The sequence below is a fragment of the Diaminobutyricibacter sp. McL0608 genome (genome assembly GCF_039613825.1).
In the GTDB taxonomy this organism is placed as follows: domain Bacteria; phylum Actinomycetota; class Actinomycetes; order Actinomycetales; family Microbacteriaceae; genus Diaminobutyricibacter.
Window position 1 is genome coordinate 2,786,898 of sequence record NZ_CP154826.1, and the last position, 21,679, is coordinate 2,808,576.

The window sequence follows — 21,679 nt, forward strand, 5'->3', positions numbered from 1 at the left end:
GCGGGCGCGGCTCAACCTTGCGCTTCGACCGACAGATGGTTCCATTTGTCCCAGGTCTCGATTCTGCTCGCGTAATCGGCCTTGGCCATCCCGATCGGTGCTGTGCCGAAGAACACGCGCAAGGGCGGCTCCGCAGCATCGACGAGCTCCAGCACCACCTGACCGGTCGCGCCTGGATTGCCCTGGGACGAGACTCGCGCCTTCCGTGCCTCGGCCGCCTTCTCGCGATACGCGTCGTACGCGGCCAGCGGCGCCGCGTGCTTGGCCGAGTCCCCTCCCCAATCGGTCGAGAACGCCGCCGGTTCGATCAGCGTGACCTTGATTCCAAAGTCCGCGACCTCCTGCGCCAATGCTTGAGTGAACCCCTCGAGAGCCCACTTCGAGCCGTTGTAGATTCCGATGTTCGGGAAGGCGCTGATGCCACCGATCGAGGAGACCTGCAGGATGTGCCCGTGGCCCTGCTCACGCATGAATGGCAGAGCGGCCTGAGTGACCCAGAGTGCACCGAAGACGTTCGTCTCGAATTGGTCGCGTGCCTCTTGCTCGGAGATCTCTTCGATCATTCCGAACTGGCCGTAGCCCGCGTTGTTGATGACGACGTCAAGGCTGCCGAACGTCTCATGCGCTCGCGCGACAGCAGCGAAGTCCGCGTCACGATCGTTGACATCCAGTTCGATGGGGAGCAGGTTGTCGCCGTATTTTTCGGACAGGTCTTCGAGCGTCTCGAGCCTGCGCGCCGTTGCCGCCACCCTGTCACCGCGGTCGAGCGCTGCGATCGCCCACTCCCTGCCGAAACCGCGGGAAGTTCCAGTGATGAACCAGTTCTTTGCCATGCTCCAAGACTAGGACGTTCATCGGCGGGGCCGCGTGGGCTCGGCAGATCGTCTCGCTTACTGTGCTGAGCGGCCTGATCGTGCGGCAGACTGGCAGCGTGATGACGATCGAGCGCACTCTCATCCTCCTGCGCCACGCCAAGTCCGATTGGTCCGGTTCCGCTCCGGACTTCGACCGACCCCTTGCCGAACGGGGCCGGGCTCAGGCCCCACTCGCCGGGCGGTGGCTCGCAAACCACGCCGACCGGATCAACCTGGCCATCGTGTCGCCTGCAAAGCGCGCCCGCGAGACCTGGGAGCTCGCGTCCGCCCAGCTCGCACCCGTGCCTCCTGAGCAAATCGACGACCCAATGTACGCGGCGTCCGCCGACCAGCTCCTCGAAGTGGTGTTTGATGTGCCGGACGATGTCCGCACACTGCTCCTGGTCGGCCACAACCCCGGCATGGAAGAGCTGGCCTCGCTTCTCGCTGGCGAGGATGTGATCATGCGAACCGCCGGCATCGTCGAGTTCGGTGTCGAGAGACCGTGGCCCGAACTCGACGCCACATCGACGGTGCTCCGCGCTGCGGGACGCTCCGACGGCCACGTCCTGAGTTGACGATACGCTCGCGCCATGGCGAATCTCGACGGAGTGACCTGGCCTCCTGCCCCGATCTCGACCGAACGACTCATCCTGCGCGCGGCCGAGGGAGGCGACCGCGAATCGATGCTCGACCTGTTCAGCGATGAACGGGTGAACCAGTTCGTCGGCGGGGCGGAGCCGCGCGAGCACCTCGATCAGCTGCTGCCCGCCATCCCCGGCCAGCGGGCCGGCTTCTTCGTCGTCGAGCTCGACCGCCGGGTGTGCGGCATCGTCACGTTCGATTCACGCGATGTCGCGCGGCCGGGTCACGTCCGCGATGGGGGCGGCGAAGTCGAGCTGGGCTACATGCTGTTGCCGGATGCCTGGGGATACGGCTACGCGACGGAAGCGTGCGCGGCGGCGATGGCATGGTTCCGTGCGGCCGCTCCGGATGAGCCGCTCGTCGTTTCGACTCAGCTCGCGAACGAGCCGTCGCTGCGCGTGCTTCGGAAGCTCGGGTTCACCGAACTCGAGCGTCACGAAGAGTACGGCGAAGCGCAATGGTTCGGAGCACTGAGCGCATCCTGACGATGCTCGAAACGCCTCACGGACTGACGCGGACGCTGCGTCCCTCGAAGGTGACGATATCGCCGAGTTGCAGTTGCCGTCCCCTGCGGCGATCGACCTCGCCGTTCACGGTCACGTAGCCGTCGATGATGGCCTCTTTCACGTTGCCACCGGAATCGAGGAGTCCAGCGAACTTCAGGAACTGCCCGAGGCGAATTGCCTCACCAGCGATCGGGACGTCGTCGATCGGAGCCGGGTTCGTCATTCCCGAATGCTAGCCCACCATGTGCCGGGCGCTGACTCGGTCGTGTCAAGAGCCAGGTCGATGGTTCGTAGTCTTCTTGACGCTTCCGTCGGGTGCGTAATACGTCCATACCCCGGTCTTGGACCCGTGATCGAAGTCGCCTTCGTCGATGAGAATCCCGCGGTCCGTCCAGCGCTTCCAGTGACCATGTTTCTGACCGTCGAGGAATCCGCCGTGCTGGCGAAGCTCGCCCGACGGTCGGAACCACACGCACTCTCCCGTGAGCTCCCCGTCCGCGTAGTGAAACTCCGATCGGACGCCGCCGTCGCGAAAGAGGTGGCGCCATAGTCCGGTGCGTTGGCCATCCTTGTACTCACCGGCGGTCGTGCCTCCGTGCGGGTCGGGTTCCTCCCAGAGACCTGTCTTGAACCCCGCAGCGTCGAGTTGGTTCACGGCATGCTCGCGATCTGGATCAGGTTGCCGCAGGTGTCGTCCAGCACTGCCGTGGTCACCGGCCCCATTGTCATCGGCGGCTGCGTGAATCTCACGCCCAGCGCAGACAGGCGCTCGAACTCGGCTGTTGCATCTGAGACGCCAAAACTCGTGAACGGAATTCCGTCCTCGACAAGCGCAGCCTTGAATACTTTTGCCGCCGGATGCTCGTCTGGTTCCAACAGAAGCTCGACGCCGTCCTGCGCGTCCTGGCTCACGACGGTCAGCCACCGGAATTCACCGGCCGGCATGTCGGTCTTCTTCACGAAACCGAGCGTGTTCGTATAGAACTCAAGAGCTCTGGCTTGATCGTCGACCAGCACGGACGTCGTTGTGATCGTGATGTTCATGACAGCTCCTCAATGAGGTGAGCGACTCGTGCCTGCGCCTGGACAAGCACAGTCGGGTCGAGGTGATGGATCGTGGTGCGGCCGCTCGTGGTCAGGTGGACCAGCCCGGCATCCCGCAGGGAAGCAACATGCTTCGCCACGGCTTGTCGGCTCAGGCTGTGGCCTCGGTTGATCAGACGCACGCACAACTCGAACAGAGTCTGATCGTTTCGTCGCGCAAGCTCTTCGACCAGGGCAAGACGGACCGGGTCACCCAACGCACGGAAGACTGCATCCACGTTGTCAGATTAGCAACCTTTTGGTTGCCAATCAATATCGATGGATCCGCGGACCGTGCTCGGTCGTCAGAGCGACCCGTTGACCGCCGCGTCCGACGGGTGGAGGCTTGTTTTGGAGGTTTCCAGGACATTCGCACGCCTGGACGGTGCTCGGTCGTGACTGCACCGACTGTCCGATCGGAAATTCGCGACAATGTGGATCGGACGTTGACGCTCGCGACTGCACTGGTGGCCTTCCGCACCTCATTCCAGAGGGCGAGAGCAGCGTTAGCAAGGGGGCGTTCACATGCAGGACAGTCAACGGTTCACGAGGGGCCTTGAAATTCGTCGTGAAGTGTTGGGAGACGAATACGTCGATAACGATCTGTCTGGGTCAGACGAATTCATGATGACGTTCCAACACATCGTGACGGAACTGGCTTGGGGGCTCGCGTGGGATGGCGCAGCCCTTGATAAGAAGACAAAATCGATCCTGAGCATTGGCATTCTCGCCGCTCTCGGCCGTTTCGAACAGGTCGAGATTTACACAAAGGGCGCACTTGCCACTGGCGTCACCGTCAAGGAGCTCGAGGACGTGTTGACCCACGTCACGGTCTATTGCGGCACGCCGACGGGTCGTGAGGCTTTTCAAGCCGCGCATAGAGCACTTCAGTCTGCGGGGATTGCGTAGAGGCGCAAACTCGGTCTCGGGGCGATGTGGCGATCCATACGTCAAAGAGCCCGCCACAGTTAGCTTCGGTTCGCGAGGCATCCTCTTCACTCTGGGCATCCTCGTCAACTGACGGTCTCGTTCACGGACTCTGAATATCCGGTCTGGTTGAACAAGTAGTAGATGCTGAGTGCGCCGTAGGCGGCGAGCATGATGGGCGCGCTCCAGATACCGATGACTGCCGTCAGCGGGTAGAGGATCGTCCCTGCCCCGAAACGGAGGACTGCCGAACGCCTCTGCGATCTCGTGATGGTTCCCGCAGCCAATCGTGTTGCACTGATTCGAGCGAACAGCAGGGTGAAGGCGACCGCCATGCCCGTCATCGACGCGCCATACAGAAGGGCGCCGATGCGGATGTCCTCACCGGTTCCGTGAGCAAGAGCGGCGGCGAGCGTGGCGGTGGTGAACGGGATCGTTGTGACCACCATCAGAAGGAACAGGTTCTCGAACAGAAGCACCCGATCCACAACCATGGCGAATCGGAGGACCGAATGATGGTTGACCCAGATCACACCGATGACCAGAAAGCTCAGCGCGTAGGCGACGAAGGATGGCCACTGGTTCGCCAGCGCCTCCGCGAGCGAGTGGCCAGGGCTGATGTCGACATGAAGATCGAGCACCAACAGCGTTATCGCCACTGCAAGCACACCGTCGCTGAACGCCTCAAAACGAGCCTTCGACATCATGCACCCATACTGCCCGACCGCCGCGAAACGGTGCTCTGCTCCGCGATCGCTTCAGCACACAGCGTGAAGCACTGTGTGAAACTGACCACCTCAACGGATTCGGAATGGGGACCATGGTGGACGGCAGCATGCAGACGGAGCTTCAGACGCGGGCTCCCGCGGGGAGCTGGAACCTGGGCGATGTGAGCGTCAATCGGATGGGGTTCGGTGCGATGCGCCTGGCTTCCGCAGCCGCGTTCGGAACCGGCCCCAGTCGTGACCGGGCCGAGTCGATCGCCGTTCTGCGACGTGCACGCGATCTGGGCGTCAACCACTTCGACACGGCCGCCTTCTACTTTTCACCGAGGCTCTCCGCGAACGAGCTCCTCAACGCAGCGTTCCCGAACCACGACGACGACATCGTCATCGCGACGAAGGTCGGTCCTGCACGGACTCCGTCAGGCGAGTGGGCTGATCCCGCGACGCCGGATGAGCTGCGCGGCCAGGTCGAGGAGAATCTGCGCCAGCTCGGTCGCGACCGTCTGGAGCTGGTCTATCTTCGTGTCTTCGGCAACGGATCGATCGCAGAACACCTTGGCGCTCTCGCCGACCTGCGAGCGGAAGGGCTGATCGGCAACCTCGGTGTGTCGAACGTATGCGTTGAGCAACTGATCGAAGCGGCCGCGATAGCACCGATCGTCAGCGTGCAGAACCGCTTCGGACTCGATGAGCGCACATCCCTGCCCGTACTCTCCGAGGCGGCAACGCGTGGGATCGCGTTCATCCCGTACTTCGCAATGGCCGGCAGTGGTCGAGAGCGTGGCAGAGCGACCGAGGAACGACGCGACGTGAACCAGCTCGCCGAGGCCCACGGCGTGACCGCGACGCAGATCCGCCTCGCGTGGACGCTCCATCAGGGGCCGAACGTCCTCGCGATTCCCGGCACCGGCGATCTGACACATCTCGAGCAGAACGTCGCGGCGGCCGCCATCCGCCTCAGCGACGAGGACCTGCGGATGCTCGACGCTGCGTAGAACCTTTCGAGGTCAGGCAGGCTTGATGTTCTGGTTCACGTGGAAAAAGTTCTCGGGATCGTACGTGCGTTTGATGGCCGTCAAGCGTTCGTAGTTGACCCCGTAGTTCTCACCGATCCTGCTCTGGTCGTCACCGTCCATGAAGTTGATGTAGCCGCCCGACGACGAATACGGGCGCAACGCTTCTGAGTAGCTGCGCACCCAGTCGATATTCGCAGCGTTGTCTGCGGGGTCATCCCACATGCAGGCGATCACGGGAGAGAATTTGACGTTGCGGTTGACGAAGGCCGTGTCCGTCTGACCCACGCGCTGCACGGCACCATCGATCGGATAGATGTGGACCGACGTCTGGACGCTCGGAACTTTGCTCCCGTACTCGAGATGGGCGGCAATGGCGCCGTCATTGAGTTCGGGGAGGAAGTTCGCCTTCCAGTAGGCCTGCATCCCTTTGGGCAGCAGCGGATCGAAGGCGGAGTTGAGCGCCGGGTACGGCATGACGCCCACCATCGAACCGGCCACGGGAGCCACATCCAGGAACGGCTGCCAGCGGGCTTCGCCTTCGGCGGGATCCCCCGTCCACATGCCGATGATCACGCAGACAGGTTTGCCGTGCCATTCCTCGGGGAGGAACGGCACGGGCGGTCCCTGGTGGAAGCCCATGAACGTCCCGAATTCCTCCGGGGCGGAGGCGATGTAGTCCCGGTAGAATTCAGCCACGGTCTTGGCGTGCTCGATGCCGTAGATGATGATCGCGGCATGGACCATGTCCACGGGGTGAAGTCTGTACTCCAGTGACGTCACCACGCCGAAGTTGCCTCCGCCCCCTCTCAGCGCCCAGAACAGGTCGTCGTTCTGGGTTTCGCTCGCCGTCAGAAACGTGCCTTCTGCGGTGACCACGTCTGCGGAGAGCAGATTGTCGCACGACAGCCCGTATTTTCGGGAGAGGTAGCCGATGCCGCCGCCCAAGGTCAGGCCAGAAATCCCGGTCGACCCCACGATGCCGCCCGTGGTGGCCAAACCGAACGCGTGGGTCGCGTTGTTGAAGTCTGCCCAGGTGGTTCCCGGCTCGGCACGGGCAGTGCGCGCTTCCGGATCGACACGGACTCCAGTGCGGTTGACAAAATCGATGACCAGGGCGTCATCCCAGGTGCCGAAGCCGGGCGCACTGTGGCCGCCGCCACGAATTGCCAGGGCTATGGAGTTGTCGCGCGCGAAGTTCACGCTGGCGATGACGTCGGCCACCTGCGCCACCCGGACGACACCGGCCGGGTGCTTGTCGATCATGCCGTTGTAGACAGCGCGAGCCGAGTCGTATTCAGGATCACTTGGTTCGACCAGTTGCCCGCGGAGCTGCTCACGCAGCCCGTCGAGCGATGTTCCGTTCATGGGTGTACCGCCGATTCCCTCTGATAAGACCGGATTCGTCCACCCGCCACTTCCCCACCGATGATGACGGCTGGGGGTTACGTCGCTAGGCCTACACCCAAGCCGCCGCCGGGTCAAGAGGACGCCAGCTTGCACGTTGGAGGTTAGCGGCCCTGACGCTTCTTGAACGGCTTCGCTGCCCTTTCACGGCCGGGGCGCGACCCGTGCCCTTCGAGGCACGCGGAGTAGTCCGCCGCCAGCCGCTTCCGCCAGGGCACGCCGATCCGGCGGCGACGCTCCGAGCCTTCCGACGGTGATCGCCGACGATTCGAGTGCCGTGCCGATGATCGACTGAACCGCGTCGAGCGTCAGACGCCGTCCGACCACGGCGCCGACGTGGTCGTCCTCCAGGCAGGCGAAGAGCAGCCCGGACATGAAGGCGTCCCCGGCTCCGATCGTGTCGACGACACTGACGGCGCGCGGTGTCACGGCGAACGAGTGCGCGGAGGTGCGTACCAGGCAGGGACGCGGACCGCGCGTGATCACGAACAGCGATACGCCGCGCTCGACGTACGCGTCGGCGATCTGAGCGTGCCCGACTTCGGGATACAGCCATCCGGCGTCCTCGTCGCTCATCTTCACGACGTCGGCCTGCGCGGCCAGTCGTTCGACGCGTTCCACGACCGTCGAGTGGTTACCAAGAACGGCGGGGCGGATGTTCGGATCGAACGAAACCAGGGTCGACGTTTCGGCCGCTTCGAGCGCCTCGAGCACGCGATCCGCTCCCGGCTCCAGGAGTGCTCCGATCGATCCGGTGTGGAGGACGTCGGCGGCACCCAGTCCGCCGAGTTCCGGATCCCACCGGATGTCGAAGAGATAGTGCGCCGCGCCCTCTTCGTCGATGTTCGCCGTAGCGCTGGAAGTGGCGGCTCCCGATACCGAGCCGGGCGCAACGCGGACACCGGACTCGGCCAGATGACACCCGATCATCTGGCCGAGCCGATCCGTCCCGAACCGCGTGTAGAGCGTCGTGTCGACGCCGAGACGCGCGAGACCTACGGCGACGTTCATCGGGCTTCCCCCGGCGACCTCACGAACGGCGCCGTCGGCGCCCACAATACGGTCGACCAGCGATTCGCCGATGACAGTCGCCGCGCTCATCGCGCCAATTGCCAGATCTTCACGGGCTCGGATGCGGCGATCTCGAGCGAGTCGGCCGCCGGCGCGACCGGCACTGCGAAGACTCCGCCATCGGTCGAGACCTCCAGGGTCGGGCCGTCGACGATGATCCGCACCGGTCCGTCTGAGAACGGCATCGGCCAGGATTCGCTGCCCTGCTGGATGCGCAGTCCCTCCCCGTCGAACACCAGGCTCGCGAGCACCGTGGGACCGGAAGCGACACTGAAGTGTCCGCCGGGAGCCGGCTGCCAGCTGCAGTCAGCCGCGAGCCCGGCGATCCGCGATGTCGTCACCTCGCGCCGGTATTTCTCGAGTCCGGCGTGTGGCGTTGCTACGAGAGTCTCGCCAACGAGCGACAGCGTGTGCGGGATGCTGTGGGCACTAGCCCAGCCTGCGTCCCGGTCTTCGACGTGGCGCAGCCAGAAGGTGAGGGATGGTTTCCCGTCGGCATCGCGGAAGAACGAGGGCGCATAGTAGCTGGGCCCATAGCTCAGGCGACCCCACGACGTCGGCGTGAAGTTGCCGTCGACATAGTCGCCCACGGCGTAGATCACGTAGTGGAGCACGTCGTCGTCCCAGACCGAGGTGACCATCACGTGCCGGCCGTCGAGTTCGAACAGCTGCGGGCACTCCCAGAGCGCCCCCGTCCACACCGGCTGGGTCTCGGTCGTGGACCGTTGCACCGCGATCTCGTCGTACGACCACTCCGCGAGGTCGGCAGACGAATAGGAGAGTGCAGTGGCGGTGCCGTCTGCCAGCCCAGCGCCGACGAACATGCGCCACCCCTCCCCATCCCTGAAGACGAAGGGGTCGCGGTAGGCGATGATGTCGAGCTCGGCCGGCGCCGTCGCGACCACGCCCTCCTTGGCCCAGGTGAGCCATTCGGGGTCGGCCGGATGTGCGCGGCGCACTCGACCGATGCCGATCCCGGGTTGTACGACCGAGGTGTAGAAGATGGTCGACTCGCCGGCGTCGTCGGTGACAAGCGACCCCGTCCAGATGCCGTCGTCACCGTCGCCGGGTGCGAGCGCCACCGGCTGGACTGTCCAGTCGAACAAGTCCGGCCCCGTTGCGTGACCCCAGTGGCAGTTCGGCGCCCAGACAAGACTCTCCGGCACGTACTGGTAGAAGAGGTGGTAGCGGCCATCGCGGTACGTGATGCCGTGGGGGTCGTTGATCCAGCCACTTGGGGCGGTGAAGTGGAACTCCGGGCGCGTCACTCTGCGACCCCCGCATCGAAACGGGCGCGGATGTCGCGAGCCTGGGTCACGTTGCCCGCCTCCCAGGTGTCGACCTCTTCCTGACGCTGTCTGCGCATTTCGTCGCGCGCAGCGACGAAGCGTTCCATCCGCTCGGCTGCCCGCGCTCGCGCATCCGTCTGCTCGTCAGTCAACTCGGGCAACGGCGCCTCGACGACGCGGTCGATCGGACGCAGCGGAAGGCGCTGCTCCACGGGAAGGATGGTGAGTTCGGGCGAGGGAAGCGTCTGATACCAGTACGCCGTAGACGACCAGTCATCGGAGAGATGGTTGCCGTGGCCATGCTCGAAGGTGACCTTGATGCGCTTGGAGAAGCGGATCGGGTCGGCCATGTGGAAGCGGTAGCTGTGGTGGAATCCGGGCACGTTGGCCTCGTGCACCATCGTTCCGTTGAACAGGTACGCGTTGTCCTGCATGCCCCACGCGTGCCCGAAGTAGTCCTCCATGCCTGTGCCGTGCAGGCTCGGCGGCCACGTGTCGTCGTCGATGAAGATCATGTCGTCGCCTTCACCCCACCACGAGCCCTGGAAGTGGCGCACCGCCAGGTTGCAGCCGACATAGTGTCCGCGTCCCTCGGTCTCGAGAACGACATAGTTGTCGTCACCGGTCAGGTTCGGGATGGTCGTCTCGATGCTGTTCGCCTGCAGGTCGGGACCCCAGCCCTGGTTGGGCAGCGCCCGACGCCAGTGGGCGTGGAAGTACACCGTGTCCTCAGGCAGCGGCTCGCGCACCAGTTCGTAGTCGATGTAGAAGTACTGCAGGTAAGGGATGTCGTTCTGGTTCTCGACGACGATCCGGGCGCGCGAGTTGAACGGCATCCGGAAGTAGCTGTTGAATGCGGCGCTTCCACCGAACGTGTTGAGCTCCGGTTCTTTGGCCGAAACCGAGAGCGGAAGCGAGTCGTACGAACCTGAGAGCGAGTTCATCAGGCCGAAGAAGTCTCCGAGGGGGGCGATCACACTCGGGGTGTCCTGGTCGTCCCAGTACATCTTGAGCACGATCTTGCGGTAGTAGTCCGGATCATGGACTTCCCAGCTCACGCCGAGCGCGTTGTGGATCTCCAGCATCGGCACGCCGACGACCGCCGGGTCGATCTGGCCAGGGCCGGGCTGGATGCGCGACGACTGCGTCATCCAGATGTGCGTGATAAAGCCCGGACCCTCGATGTCGGCAAGCACGCGCTCCTCGCCCGGCATCACGATCCAGTTGTCCCGGTTGCGGCCCGTCTGGTCGAAACTCGACGCCCGTGCGGTTCGGGTATCGCGACTCACGGTCAGGTTGCCGAGCAGGCCGCTCGGCAGGTAGGGGTTGTTCATCGGGGCTCTTCCTTGAGTGTGAAAGGAGTGTCTAATGCGTCGAAACGTTTGCGCAACTGATGCTAGCTGGCATAGTAGATGCTGGCAACTCGATACTGCGATCGACTCGACGCAGTACATTCCAAACGTCCGCCATCAGGACGACGAACAGAGGTAGACATGGCAACGATCGTCGAAGTAGCGGCACTTGCCGGCGTATCGACATCCACCGTTTCGCACGTGCTGAACGAAACCAGGCATGTCGAGCCGGCTACCCGGCGGCGGGTGATGGATGCGATCGAGAAGACCTCGTATCGTCAGGATGCGCTGGCCCGCGCCATGCGGCGATCGCGAACCGACAGCATCGGTCTCGTGATCCCCGACGCGGGCGAGCCCGCATTCGCCGAAATGGTCCACGGGGTGGAGCAAGCGGCCGCGAAGCTCGGCCTCACACTTCTCCTGTCGAACTCGGCCGAGAGCGCCGAGCGCGAGGCCAAGGCGGTGAAGGTGCTCCTCGAAAGACGGGTCGACGGGCTTATTCTCGCCCGGTCCGCCAACTCGTCAGAAAGCATCATCGACGAGCTGAAGAATGAGAGCGCGGCTGTGGTCCTTCTCGACCGCATGTCGCCAAGCTCACCCTTCGACCAAGTCGGCACAGAGAACCGACAACCCATGCGTTCTCTGGTCTCGCACCTCGTCGATGCCGGTCATCGCCGAATGGTCCTGGTCGCGGGAGACCGTCGTGTCTCGACTCTTCGAGAGCGCGCGGACGGGTTCACGATCGGGGTCATCGAGGCCGGACTGGATCCTTCCGACCAGATCGTCATCGCCTCGAACGGCCCGGAGAACCCGCTCGCTGCCGAAATCGCCAAGGCAATCGATGATCCGCGCGGCCCGACCGCCTTCATCGCGTGCAGCACAGTCCTCGCCGTCGCCACGCTCGAACAGTTGAAGGCCGCGAACAAGCGCATCCCCCGCGATGTCGCGTTCGCCACTTTCGACGGATTCAGCCATTCGGATCTGTTCGAGCCGAGCATCACGACGGTGCGGCAGCCTGCGCTCGAGGTGGGCATCGCAGCGGTCGATCTTCTGAAGGATCGCCTGGCCGGCTCAACATCGATGCCCAGGATTGTCCACCTCGAGCAGTCCATCGAATATCGCGAGAGCACGCGTGGCTATCGATTCGGTGCGCATCCGGATGAGACCATCTAGCACCCGCAATCACAGCCGCCGGATTCATCGACCGGCTTGACAACCCGACGCATGCACGTCTAGCTTACGAAATGAGACGCGCAAACGTTTCGATGAAACCCGGCTCCGGCGGCTCTGTAGACCGCCCCCATCAATGGAGATGAAATGCACAGCACGCACCATCCGAAGAGACTCGCAGCTGTAGTTGCTGTCGCGACTGCAGTCGCATTGAGCATCGCAGGATGCTCGGCCGGATCGTCCAGTGGTCCGACGAAGATCAGCCTGTCGATGCAGAACCCGAACGTGAAGACTGCTGACCCCGCGACCTGGGCCATCGTCCAGGCTTTCGAGAAGAAGTACCCGAACATCTCGGTCACCGTCACCGGTCAGCCCGTGGCCCAGCACCTCCAGGCCATCTCGGTCGCAGCCCAGAGCCACACGCTCCCCGACATCTTCTGGGTCTACAAGTCCACTGCGGAGCAGATGAACAAGGCGGGCGACCTCATGGATCTCGCGCCGGTGCTGAAGAGTCTCGGCCTCACCGACAAGATCGCCTCGAGCACTCTGGACAACTTCTCCACCGGCAAGGTCACCTACGGCGTCCCGTACCAGGGCCTCCTGACGGGCATCTGGTACAACAAGAAGATCCTCAGCGACAACGGGCTGACCGTTCCGAAGACGTTCGACGACTTCGTCAACGTCGCCAAGACCCTGCACAGCAAGGGCATCACGACCCTCTCCGACGGCGCCAACCAGTCGTCGTTCTCGGTCTGGTCCTTCCTCGTCGACCTGGATCGCTACGGCTGGGAGAGCAAGGAGGCTTCGATCCTCGCGGGCACATCCAGCTACGACAACCCGGACTTCATCAACTTCTATGACAGCATCGCCAAGCTCCGCAAAGCGGGAGCCTTCCCGTCCAACGTGACGACGCAGACCTACCAGCAGGCGGTCAACGAGTTCACCAGCGGCAAAGCGGCGATGCTGGATGCGGGCATCTGGGCTTCCAGCGCCATCCAGGATTCATCGGTGGCACCCGACGCCGGCTTCTGGAACGGGCCGACCTTCTCCGACGGCGTTGGCAAGCAGGACATCGTCATGAACGTCGCCTCGGCCCCGTTCGCGGTCAGCGCTGACGTGCAGAAGAATGACAAGAAGAGCGCGGCCGTCAAGAAGTTCATCGCTTTCTACTACAGCGACGCAGCGCAGCAGCTGCTCGTCGACAACGGACAGCCGCCCGTGACGAACTACACGCCCAAGCTCGACGCGACGAAGCAGAGCGTCCTGAAGGGCGCCCTCGAGGCGTCCACCGCCGCGGGGCTCACCAGCCCGAAGACGCAGCCCGACCTCGTCGTGTCCACCGCAGTTGCAAGCGCCATGTATGACAGCATCTACGGCGTGATCGAGGGACAGCTGACTTCAAAGCAGGCGGTCGATCTGGTGCAGAAAGCCATCGAAGCGGGCAAGTAGGTCGCTTCGACCATGATCCGCCGGGCGGGCAGCACCGCCCGGCGGATCATTTCTTGAACACAGCAACAAACGGAGGATCACGTGGTCTGGCTCAGCTCGCGCTGGCGAATCGCACTCATGGTCGCACCGGCGATCATCGTCTTCACCGGACTGATCGTCTACCCGGTGATCTATTCGGCCGGCTACAGTCTCACCGACTTCGCTGGGTTCGGCGACCCCGTGTTCGTCGGCCTCAAGAACTACATAGATCTGTGGAACGACCCGTTCTTCTGGTCGTCACTGAGGAACACCCTGATCATCCTCGTCGTCAGCATCGTCGTACTGGTGCCAAGCTCGTTCGGCCTCGCGCTGCTGCTGCGCCGTCGTTTTCCGGGCGGTGGTGCACTTCGCGCCCTGGTGTTCGCACCGGCGATCATTGCGCCGATCCTGATCGGACTCATCTGGGTCTTCATTCTCGACCCGAAGATCGGCATGCTGAACCACTTTCTCGGCTGGCTCGGCCTTCCCCAGCCGGAGTGGATCGGCGGCAACGTCTTGACCCCGTATTCCGTCGCCCTCGTCTTCATCTGGAGCAGCGTCGGCTTCGCCATGACCATCTTCTACGCAGGGCTGCAACAGCTTCCCGGCGACGTCATCGAGGCGAGCTCACTCGACGGCGCGAGCGGCTGGAAGCAACTTCTCTACGTGACGGTGCCTCTCATGAAAGAAAGCTTCGCGATCGCCTCCGTGCTCCTCATCACCAACGTCTTCAAGATCTTCGAACTCGTATACGTGCTCACGAATGGAGGTCCCGTGCACCGCTCGGAGACTCTCGTCAGCTACATGTACTTCATCACCTTCACCAACCAGCAATACGGATCCGGGATGGCGTTGGCCGTGATCATCACGGTTCTCGGGGCGGTCGTGTCGCTCGCCTACCTGTTGGTCCTGAGAGGCAGGAAATCCGAATGAGCTCCGCAGTGCAGACCGCGCCCACCGCCACCACCCCCACGCCGACACCGGTGCCGACCGCCGCACGGGAGCGACGCCGACGCAAGGGTGGAATCATCGCGGCCGTCGCCGCGTACCTCATCACTTTTCTCGTGCTGCTGCCCATCGTCTGGATCGTGCTGCTCTCATTCCAGTCGAGCTCGAAGATCCTCTCGAACCCGCTCGATCTGAGCTCGCTCAGCCTGACGAACTACGTCCACGCACTCACCTCGCTCCCGCTCGCCCAGATGTACGGCAACACCATCCTTCTTGCCGTCGTCTCGGTGACGATCGGCACCGCCATCTCATTCATGGTCTCGTTCGCACTGACCCGAATGATCTTCCGGCGCAGGCGGGTGCAGTCAGCGCTACGGTTCTACCTGCTCGCCGGCCTCGCCGTTCCGGTCTACATCCTGCTGTTCCCGGTCTATCGGCTCGACCTCGCGATCGGCGTCTTCGGCTCCTATGCGGCACTCATCATCCCCTATGTGGGTGTCTCGATCCCCTTCAACACGTTGCTGTTGACCGGCTTCCTGCGTGACCTGCCGAGCGAGATCGAGGAGGCCGCAATCATCGACGGCGCCGGGCTCTCTCGGCTCATCTGGAGCGTCGTGCTGCCCGTCATGCGTCCCGTCATCGCAACCGTGCTGATCTTCAACGTCGTCTACGTCTTCAACGAGTTCCCATTCGCGTCCATCCTCATCAACAATCCCGACATGGTGACCGTTTCACTCGCGGTGTCGCAGTTCCAGGGCCAGTACAGCATCGACTACGGCGGGATGATGGCTGCGGCGACTCTTGTCCTCATCCCCCAGCTCGTGATTTATGCGATCTTCCAGAAACAGGTGATTGCGGGGATGACCGTGGGAGCCGTGAAGGGCTAGCCGACGCCAGACCCATCGACCGTCAGGGGACTGGCCGCCGTTGCCATCAATGCACCATCGATCGACGTCGGCTCGTCAGAGACGCAAACCACAAAGAAGCTGACGCTTCTGTCTGAGGTCTGGCTCCGCGACAGGAACCGCCTCGAGGTGCGCGCGACGCCCACAACGCGGCAGCTGTCGCCTTTCTGACGGAGAGCGGCACCCCGGTCCCTGAGGCCGTTCCCAAACCCGTCGCGCCAGCTCGGGTAGGTCGGGCTCCACCCGAGCGCAGCCTCCCCCTGCGCCGGTGACGGGTCCCTTGACGATACTCGGCGGGTGATAAGGCATCGCTTGCCCGCAAGAACCCAGGGAACGCCCACCGGCACTGGGCCAGTGGGCGTTCCGTTGTCCTGTCCGAACCTGCCTAGAGGTAGGGCTGGGTGATGAGTTCAATGGCGTGGCCGGCGGGGTCCTTGAAATAGACCCCTCGTCCGCCGTGCTCGGTGTTCGTCTCTCCCGAACGGGTCATCTGCGGGTCCGCCCAGTGGGTGACGTCCCAGTCGACCAGGCGTGAGTACGCGCGGTCGAAGAGTTCCTCGTCGACCAGGAATGCATAGTGCTGCATCTGGATTTCTACGGGCGGTTCCGCGAACTGCAGCATCACGCCGCCGTCGAGGAGAATGTTGCTGAACGGCCCCCAGGATGGGGCTTCCGATGCTTCGATGAGTTCCCGATAGAACTGGGCGGACTCGTTGCGATCCTTCGAGGCGATGATGGTGTGGTTGAACGTTGCTGAAATGATTCTTCTCCTGTTTTTTGCTCTGCTTAGCGTTTGTTGATGCCATTGGAAGCCGGGGCATGTGAATGGCTCGCCGAACGCGGCGGAGCCCGCGAGCGTTGAGGCGTGTGCTCGAGCGAGGAGGAGATCGGCCGGAACGGTCGTGGCGACCGCCCGAGCCTCAGAGAACTACCGGTTTACCAACCTGTGCATGGCGTACAGCCGATCCGGTAATCACATGCCCACCGTAGCGAAAGATTGCGCGCAAGGCGATCGGTCTGCGGGCCGGATCATTCGTGAGCGGCGTCGAGCATGCTCTTGGTCAGGACGGACACGGTCGTCAACTCGATCGTGTCGAGGATGTTGTGGCCAGGGTCAGATCGATCGATCGCACAGACCACGGTGTGCACCCGCGCACCGAGGCTCCGGAGCGCGACCGCGGCGTTGCGCACGGCACCCCCGGTCGTGATGACGTCTTCGATCAGGGTGACCTGAATACCGGCCACATCGTCACCCTCTGCAAGCTTCCGCGTGCCGTACGGCTTGGCTTCTTTCCTGACGAACAGTGTCGGTAATCCAGTCAGCGAACTGACCATCGTGGCGATCGGCACCCCGCCGAGCTCGAGGCCGCCCAGCGCTTCGGTGTCCGTCGGCAGCAGTGGGACCATCGCCTCGGCGACGCGACGCAGCAGCCCCGGCTTGGTCTCAAACCGGTACTTGTCGAAGTACTCCGAGGAGATCAGGCCGCTCCTGAGCGTGAATTCACCGGAAAGCCGGCACGCCGCGTCTATATCCCGCGCAAGTTCGCTGATCGGAGCATCCACGACACGATCATCCCATCCACCCCCCACCCGATGCGCACAAGCGGATCACTCACCGCTCTGTTGTGTCAGGGTTGCGATCTGAAGGCCACCTCGAATACCTCGGACAGCGGGGACTCGAGTCGGGCTTCGGCCTTCCAAAGCAGCAAACTCAAACAACCGCGCCCACTCATCGGTTGTCAGAAGCGCGCACGCTTACCCAAGTGGGTCGCATGCGCAAGCGGATCGGCCATCGGCGACATCGGTCGCCCCTGGGAAGCCAACTCAGAGGTCACCTATTCGTACAGCGCACTCGTGCAGTCTTTCACCGGGTTTGCCCCCCGATGTACTCTGAGCATTAATACAGGGGGGCTCACTATGACCGAAGGCATCCGCAAGGGGAGCCGGTTCCGTCGGGTGCTGCGTTTTTTGACCCTCCGCGACCCGGAGCAGGAATACGGTCCTGAGCAGGTCGACCCGGCGATACAGCGGCAACGCGAGATCCAGGATCGGATCGCAACCGATCAAGCCGCGCGGGAAGCCACGACCGCATTCTGGCCGTGATCGGCCCTCGCTGTGCGACAAGCAAGCCCATGCGCGGCAACGTATCTGGCGTGCGTGCCGCCCGCTCGTCCGCATCGCTCGAACTGACTGCCCGCAGAGCGGTCGATCATCGTGCGCGAATAGCGATCCCTCAGCGAGCCGGCGGTAAGTAGGCACGGACTCGCCAAAGCGGAGCCATCCTCGGGCTCGATGTCAGGCGATCGGCCCGTTGAGAGGTCCCCCGGGTCAGGCAGTGAGCTGAACCGCTAGTTCGGAGAGTCGGTCCTCAAGCGACTCTTCGTGCGCCGTGATCGTAACAACGGCGTCGCCGTGCACAACGACGAACTGGCCGTATCGCCCCTCGAGTCGCCAGGCGTCGTCCGGTCCCGCCCAGGTCGCTAATCCGTATCGGTCCATAGGTGACGGGCGCCCCGTTTCAACCCAGGATGTGTGCATTGCATCTACCCAGCCCGGTGACACGAGAACGTCGCCCTTCCAGCTCCCGCGATCGATGAGTACATCGCTGATGCGCGCCAGTTCGTTGGTGCGAAGTTCAAGACCGGTGCCGCCAAGGATGAAGCCGAGCGGGCAACGATGCCACTGCGGGTTTTCAATCTCCAATGGCTCGAACAGGCGTGGCATCAGCCAGTCGCGAACATCACCCACCTGCTCGGCCAGTATCCGCATCGCCACATACGTGCTCACGTCGGAGTACTGGAAGCGACGACCGGCAGAGGGGCGGCGAAGCATTTCCGCCGCTAAGTCGGGCCAGGGAATCGGCTCGTGGCCGAACCACAGGAAGTCAATTCCGCTGGTCATTGTGAGCAGATGTCTCAGGGTGACATCACCAACTCCCGGCCCGAGAGGGAAGTCCCCGAAAACGTCGATGATCCTCCGATCCAGGTCGAGCAGGCCCTCATCGATGGCGATGCCAGTGGCTAACGCGCACACGCCCTTGGACACCGAGTACAAGTTTTCGCGATCATCGCTACGCCAACGGTGCGACGCCGTCTCCTTGCCCACTCGGATGTGTACACCGTAAACGCCCAGCCGTTCCGAATCGACCGCCGCCACGAACCGCGCCAACACCACTTCAGCAGAGGTCGCCCCCATAAACGTTCATCCATTCTTCTTCATGCACGGAAATCACGGCCCATTGGCTCGAGCAAAAAACCCGTAGGCCATCGCTCTTCATCCGCATGATGTCAGGCACACTGCGACTAGGACCGGAGCATGCCACGCGAGTCACGGTTTGCGATGGCTATTTGCTCACGGAAAGCGATGGTCTTAGGCCGTGTTGCTAGACGGCAGCAGGTGGAGGACCTTGCGGATGTATCGGTCGTATTCGTCGAAGTCGATCGGGTTGAACAGGCGCGCAATCACGACGACGAGGAACACGAGCCCCACCAGGACGAAATAGGTGGCCGTAACCTCGACGACGCCTTGCTGCAGCGATTCGGCCGAAACGCTGGAGGGCAAGCGGCTTACATAAGCAGGGTCCACGGCACGACCCGCGAAGACGTTGTGGACGCCAAGCACACCCCACAGGATCGCTACGACCAAGAACCCGGCAAAGCCCCACACGTCCGACGCTCGGCTTCGCGGCACCCGCCGCTTGCGCAGCTGGAGCTGGTAGTGGATCCCGTCGTTAGTGCTCAGGAGCTGGAACATCCACGCCCACATGATCACGAAGAGTATGTCGATGTAGTCGAAGGTGCCTCGCCCCAGCTGGGCGACGGCCGGCGAGACGTACAACCCGGCGACGCCCGACACGGCCAGAAGTACGAATGCTCCAAGGGCCACCAGACAATTGCGCGTAACGGGATCGCTGATCGGCTACGTACCGTGAACCGGGATGGGTCGATCTCTTGTCGTCAGGTTGTGCTGATGTTTTCTGCTGCGTCCCTGAGTTGATTCGCCGCTTCGTGAATGCGTGAGGCCAGTGTGGCTTCACGAGGGGCAGCCGCCCACCGATCGAAGCCTCTGCGGAAAATCGCGACACCGACGTCCGCGAATAGCTCGGCTGCCGATGGATCGGCGCCACGTTCACGCAGTCCCGCGGCGAGGCCGGCGGCGACGGCGGCGAATTTCGCGTGCCCGCGCTCCTGTAGTTCAGGGCTCGCGGCGATGACCTCACGGCGCTGCGATGCGTACTCGGCGACGCGCTCAGCGAGCATCTCGCTGACGTCAGCCAGGGCCTGAAGCATGGCCTGGAACGGGGCGAGAGTGGAGTCCACCCGCCGCATTGCGTCTGCGAGTGCGCCTGGCAGTTGGTCCGAGCCCGCGAAGAGTACGTCACGTTTGTCGGCGAAGTAGCGAGAGAATGTGCGCCGAGTCAGGCCTGCACGCTCCGCGATCTGCGCGACGGTGACGTTCTCGTAGCCGCGCTCGAGGAACAACTCGATGGCGGCCGCGCGCAAGCGTTCCTCGGCGTTTGGCTCCCACCTGGTCATGAGCCCAACCTAGCAGCATGTCTCAATGAGACATAACTGTGCTAGCGTCTTGATGACGCAATGAGACATGACACTCGCATCGGAGACAGACATGAGCATGGACGGACAGCAGGTCATCATCGTCGGAGGAAGCTCCGGCATGGGGTTGGCGACGGCGCGGGCAGCAGCACGCCAAGGTGCGAACGTGACCATCGCATCAAGCAGCCGGCAGCGCATCGACGCAGCGTTACGCGAGCTGCCCCACGGATGCGCGGGTGCCGTGGTGGATGTTCGAGACGAGGCCCAGATCGCGGCCGTCCTCGAGCAGTTCGACGAGATAGATCACCTGGTCTTCACCGCCGGCGATGACTTCACACCCAAGCCGCTGGCCGAGCTCGACCTCCGGGATGCGCGCTCCATCCTCGACGTCCGATTCTGGGGTGCCGTCACGGTTATCAAGCATGCGATAGGGCGACTGCGCTCGACCGGCTCCATCTCGCTCACCACCGGCACGGTAGGGCAACGTCCGATGCCTGGCGCCGCGCTCGCGGCCGCAGGTGCCGGTGCAACGGAAGCGCTCGTACGAGGCTTGGCTGTAGAGCTTGCCCCGATCCGCGTCAACGCCGTCCGGGCCGGCGCAGTCCGGACCCCGATGTGGGACCGCGTCGCCGCCCCGCAGAGAGACGCCATCTTCGCTCGCCTCTCGCAGCGCACACTTGTCGGAGCCGTCGGCGAACCGGAACAAATTGCTATGGCACACCTCTATCTGATGCACAACGGCTACGTAACTGGCACCACCCTCGCGGTCGACGGAGGCTCACTGCTGACCGCGAACTAACACCGATGCGGCCGTGACCAGCGCCGCACGCCGGTCCCTCATCGCACACGGTTTTATCGGCGACGGGCAGGATACTGATAAGCGTGGAGCGGGAGCGGGCAGCCAAGCCTGAAGATCTGAGTCGACTGTTCGTCGCCCGTGCCAACGCGGGCGATGTGGACGGACTGACTGAACTGTATGAATCAGAAGCAGTGCTCGCATTGCCGGGCGGCCGGCCGGCAGTTGGGGCCGCCGCGATCCGGCACTTCTACGAACAGTTGCTCGCCAATCGGCCGACGTTCACGCCGGGACCACAACGGCAGGCGCTACTCAGCGGTGATTACGCACTGACCTCGACGCGGATTCCGGGGGGAGCTACCACCGAGGTAGCTCACCGGCAGCCGGACGGCACCTGGCGATGGATTATCGACCAGCCCAATATCCTCGGCGACTAGCGGCCAAGCATGTACGCAAGAGGGTCGCTCAGCGGAGCGGTCGGCACGATCGGAGACCCGCCCGTGAAAAAGCCCGGTGAAGGCCCCTCAAACGCAACAGTCGGCGCATGCTTATGGGTTACGCCCGCGTCTCCACCAACAGCCAAGACCTCACCGCCCAACAAGATGCGCCTTGCACGCTGTCGACGCCGAGAACACCCACGTTGACCACGGGCTCACCGGCACTAACCGACGACCAGGATCCGCTCAAGCACTCCGCACCCATCACCGATCGGACTCGTGACAATCGGAATCGACCTGCACTGGATGGACGAGCGGTCGACACTGCGCACAACGTCCCCAATGCATAAGACGACGGATTCGACAATCGTGCCGCAAGGACCAACTTGGCTAGCACGTACAGGTCGCAGTGGATCGTCCGACAGTGGCTTTGTTTAGGATCAACTCCGGCATCGCGATACACCGTGGGGGTGCGAATGGGCTCAGTAACCGCATATGAGACCTGCGGGTGGTAGGCGATACCGGGTCCGC

Annotated in this window: 26 protein-coding genes; 11 read left to right on the forward strand and 15 right to left on the reverse strand. The window is 63.3% G+C overall.

Features of this window, described 5'->3' with window-relative positions; genetic code table 11:
- Positions 1-11: 11 nt before the first annotated feature.
- Complete coding sequence (locus AAYO93_RS13265) at positions 12-833, reverse strand: SDR family oxidoreductase (protein ID WP_345761656.1); 822 nt, start codon at positions 831-833, stop codon at positions 12-14.
- Between the two features lie 101 nt (positions 834-934).
- Between AAYO93_RS13265 and AAYO93_RS13270 the strand changes: the two genes are divergently transcribed.
- Together AAYO93_RS13270 and AAYO93_RS13275 are read left to right on the forward strand one after the other, a co-directional pair.
- Positions 935-1,432, forward strand: a complete 498-nt coding sequence (locus tag AAYO93_RS13270; protein WP_345764885.1) for a SixA phosphatase family protein — start codon at positions 935-937, stop codon at positions 1,430-1,432.
- A 15-nt stretch (positions 1,433-1,447) separates the two neighbouring features.
- Positions 1,448-1,984, forward strand: a complete 537-nt coding sequence (locus tag AAYO93_RS13275; protein ID WP_345761657.1) for a GNAT family N-acetyltransferase — start codon at positions 1,448-1,450, stop codon at positions 1,982-1,984.
- A 16-nt stretch (positions 1,985-2,000) separates the two neighbouring features.
- Here AAYO93_RS13275 and AAYO93_RS13280 read toward each other — a convergent pair whose 3' ends face one another.
- The 4 genes from AAYO93_RS13280 to AAYO93_RS13295 are packed head-to-tail and all read right to left on the reverse strand — an operon-like array spanning position 2,001 to position 3,327.
- The gene (locus AAYO93_RS13280; protein WP_345761658.1) at positions 2,001-2,228 is read right to left on the reverse strand and encodes an RNA-binding S4 domain-containing protein; all 228 of its coding nucleotides are present in this window, start codon (positions 2,226-2,228) and stop codon (positions 2,001-2,003) included.
- A gap of 45 nt (positions 2,229-2,273) precedes the next feature.
- Positions 2,274-2,660: a toxin-antitoxin system YwqK family antitoxin gene (locus AAYO93_RS13285; protein ID WP_345761659.1), complete on the reverse strand. Its 387-nt coding sequence runs from the start codon at positions 2,658-2,660 to the stop codon at positions 2,274-2,276.
- Entirely contained in the window at positions 2,657-3,049 is a 393-nt protein-coding gene (locus AAYO93_RS13290) for a VOC family protein (RefSeq protein ID WP_345761660.1), read from the reverse strand. Before AAYO93_RS13290 ends, AAYO93_RS13285 begins: the two co-directional genes overlap by 4 nt.
- Positions 3,046-3,327, reverse strand: coding sequence for an ArsR/SmtB family transcription factor (locus AAYO93_RS13295; protein WP_345761661.1), 282 nt, complete (start codon positions 3,325-3,327; stop codon positions 3,046-3,048). Before AAYO93_RS13295 ends, AAYO93_RS13290 begins: the two co-directional genes overlap by 4 nt.
- A 286-nt stretch (positions 3,328-3,613) precedes the next feature.
- On the opposite strand from AAYO93_RS13295, the gene AAYO93_RS13300 reads away from it, so the two are divergent.
- Positions 3,614-3,997 carry a carboxymuconolactone decarboxylase family protein gene (locus AAYO93_RS13300; RefSeq protein ID WP_345761662.1) on the forward strand — a complete coding sequence of 128 codons (384 nt, stop codon included), beginning with the start codon at positions 3,614-3,616 and terminating at the stop codon, positions 3,995-3,997.
- A gap of 104 nt (positions 3,998-4,101) precedes the next feature.
- Here AAYO93_RS13300 and AAYO93_RS13305 read toward each other — a convergent pair whose 3' ends face one another.
- Positions 4,102-4,722 (reverse strand): TMEM175 family protein, encoded by a 621-nt coding sequence (locus AAYO93_RS13305; protein WP_345761663.1) that lies wholly within the window; start codon positions 4,720-4,722, stop codon positions 4,102-4,104.
- A gap of 104 nt (positions 4,723-4,826) precedes the next feature.
- Between AAYO93_RS13305 and AAYO93_RS13310 the strand changes: the two genes are divergently transcribed.
- On the forward strand, positions 4,827-5,735 hold the full coding sequence (locus tag AAYO93_RS13310; RefSeq protein WP_345761664.1) for an aldo/keto reductase: 909 nt from the start codon (positions 4,827-4,829) through the stop codon (positions 5,733-5,735).
- A 12-nt stretch (positions 5,736-5,747) separates the two neighbouring features.
- Here AAYO93_RS13310 and AAYO93_RS13315 read toward each other — a convergent pair whose 3' ends face one another.
- The 4 genes from AAYO93_RS13315 to AAYO93_RS13330 all read right to left on the reverse strand — a co-directional run bounded on the left by AAYO93_RS13315 (position 5,748) and on the right by AAYO93_RS13330 (position 10,854).
- Positions 5,748-7,121, reverse strand: a complete 1,374-nt coding sequence (locus AAYO93_RS13315) for an FAD-binding oxidoreductase (RefSeq protein ID WP_345761665.1) — start codon at positions 7,119-7,121, stop codon at positions 5,748-5,750.
- Between the two features lie 183 nt (positions 7,122-7,304).
- Positions 7,305-8,261 carry a carbohydrate kinase family protein gene (locus AAYO93_RS13320; protein WP_345761666.1) on the reverse strand — a complete coding sequence of 319 codons (957 nt, stop codon included), beginning with the start codon at positions 8,259-8,261 and terminating at the stop codon, positions 7,305-7,307.
- Positions 8,258-9,499, reverse strand: coding sequence for a glycoside hydrolase family 32 protein (locus AAYO93_RS13325; RefSeq protein ID WP_345761667.1), 1,242 nt, complete (start codon positions 9,497-9,499; stop codon positions 8,258-8,260). Before AAYO93_RS13325 ends, AAYO93_RS13320 begins: the two co-directional genes overlap by 4 nt.
- Positions 9,496-10,854, reverse strand: coding sequence for a glycoside hydrolase family 172 protein (locus AAYO93_RS13330; protein ID WP_345761668.1), 1,359 nt, complete (start codon positions 10,852-10,854; stop codon positions 9,496-9,498). The genes AAYO93_RS13325 and AAYO93_RS13330 overlap by 4 nt, the downstream gene beginning before the upstream one ends.
- 159 nt (positions 10,855-11,013) lie before the next feature.
- Between AAYO93_RS13330 and AAYO93_RS13335 the strand changes: the two genes are divergently transcribed.
- The 4 genes from AAYO93_RS13335 to AAYO93_RS13350 all read left to right on the forward strand — a co-directional run bounded on the left by AAYO93_RS13335 (position 11,014) and on the right by AAYO93_RS13350 (position 15,344).
- A complete protein-coding gene (locus AAYO93_RS13335; RefSeq protein ID WP_345761669.1) occupies positions 11,014-12,045 on the forward strand; it encodes a LacI family DNA-binding transcriptional regulator in 1,032 nt (343 codons plus the stop codon).
- Positions 12,046-12,189: 144 nt separating this feature from the next.
- Positions 12,190-13,491 carry an ABC transporter substrate-binding protein gene (locus AAYO93_RS13340; protein WP_345761670.1) on the forward strand — a complete coding sequence of 434 codons (1,302 nt, stop codon included), beginning with the start codon at positions 12,190-12,192 and terminating at the stop codon, positions 13,489-13,491.
- An 81-nt stretch (positions 13,492-13,572) separates the two neighbouring features.
- A complete protein-coding gene (locus AAYO93_RS13345; RefSeq protein WP_345761671.1) occupies positions 13,573-14,442 on the forward strand; it encodes a carbohydrate ABC transporter permease in 870 nt (289 codons plus the stop codon).
- Positions 14,439-15,344, forward strand: a complete 906-nt coding sequence (locus AAYO93_RS13350) for a carbohydrate ABC transporter permease (protein WP_345761672.1) — start codon at positions 14,439-14,441, stop codon at positions 15,342-15,344. Before AAYO93_RS13345 ends, AAYO93_RS13350 begins: the two co-directional genes overlap by 4 nt.
- 403 nt (positions 15,345-15,747) lie before the next feature.
- Here AAYO93_RS13350 and AAYO93_RS13355 read toward each other — a convergent pair whose 3' ends face one another.
- Complete coding sequence (locus AAYO93_RS13355; RefSeq protein ID WP_345764886.1) at positions 15,748-16,125, reverse strand: VOC family protein; 378 nt, start codon at positions 16,123-16,125, stop codon at positions 15,748-15,750.
- A 266-nt stretch (positions 16,126-16,391) separates the two neighbouring features.
- A complete protein-coding gene (pyrE, locus tag AAYO93_RS13360; RefSeq protein WP_345761673.1) occupies positions 16,392-16,925 on the reverse strand; it encodes an orotate phosphoribosyltransferase in 534 nt (177 codons plus the stop codon).
- A gap of 354 nt (positions 16,926-17,279) precedes the next feature.
- Between pyrE and AAYO93_RS13365 the strand changes: the two genes are divergently transcribed.
- A complete protein-coding gene (locus AAYO93_RS13365; protein WP_345761674.1) occupies positions 17,280-17,465 on the forward strand; it encodes a hypothetical protein in 186 nt (61 codons plus the stop codon).
- Positions 17,466-17,690: 225 nt separating this feature from the next.
- Here the strand turns inward: AAYO93_RS13365 and AAYO93_RS13370 are convergent, their stop codons facing one another.
- The 3 genes from AAYO93_RS13370 to AAYO93_RS13380 all read right to left on the reverse strand — a co-directional run bounded on the left by AAYO93_RS13370 (position 17,691) and on the right by AAYO93_RS13380 (position 19,897).
- A complete protein-coding gene (locus AAYO93_RS13370; protein ID WP_345761675.1) occupies positions 17,691-18,557 on the reverse strand; it encodes a serine hydrolase domain-containing protein in 867 nt (288 codons plus the stop codon).
- A 174-nt stretch (positions 18,558-18,731) separates the two neighbouring features.
- Positions 18,732-19,247 carry a hypothetical protein gene (locus AAYO93_RS13375; RefSeq protein ID WP_345761676.1) on the reverse strand — a complete coding sequence of 172 codons (516 nt, stop codon included), beginning with the start codon at positions 19,245-19,247 and terminating at the stop codon, positions 18,732-18,734.
- Positions 19,248-19,318: 71 nt separating this feature from the next.
- Complete coding sequence (locus tag AAYO93_RS13380) at positions 19,319-19,897, reverse strand: TetR family transcriptional regulator (RefSeq protein ID WP_345761677.1); 579 nt, start codon at positions 19,895-19,897, stop codon at positions 19,319-19,321.
- A 67-nt stretch (positions 19,898-19,964) separates the two neighbouring features.
- Between AAYO93_RS13380 and AAYO93_RS13385 the strand changes: the two genes are divergently transcribed.
- Both AAYO93_RS13385 and AAYO93_RS13390 read left to right on the forward strand, forming a co-directional pair.
- Positions 19,965-20,714 (forward strand): SDR family oxidoreductase, encoded by a 750-nt coding sequence (locus AAYO93_RS13385; protein WP_345761678.1) that lies wholly within the window; start codon positions 19,965-19,967, stop codon positions 20,712-20,714.
- An 83-nt stretch (positions 20,715-20,797) separates the two neighbouring features.
- Entirely contained in the window at positions 20,798-21,148 is a 351-nt protein-coding gene (locus AAYO93_RS13390) for a YybH family protein (protein WP_345761679.1), read from the forward strand.
- Positions 21,149-21,679: the final 531 nt, after the last annotated feature.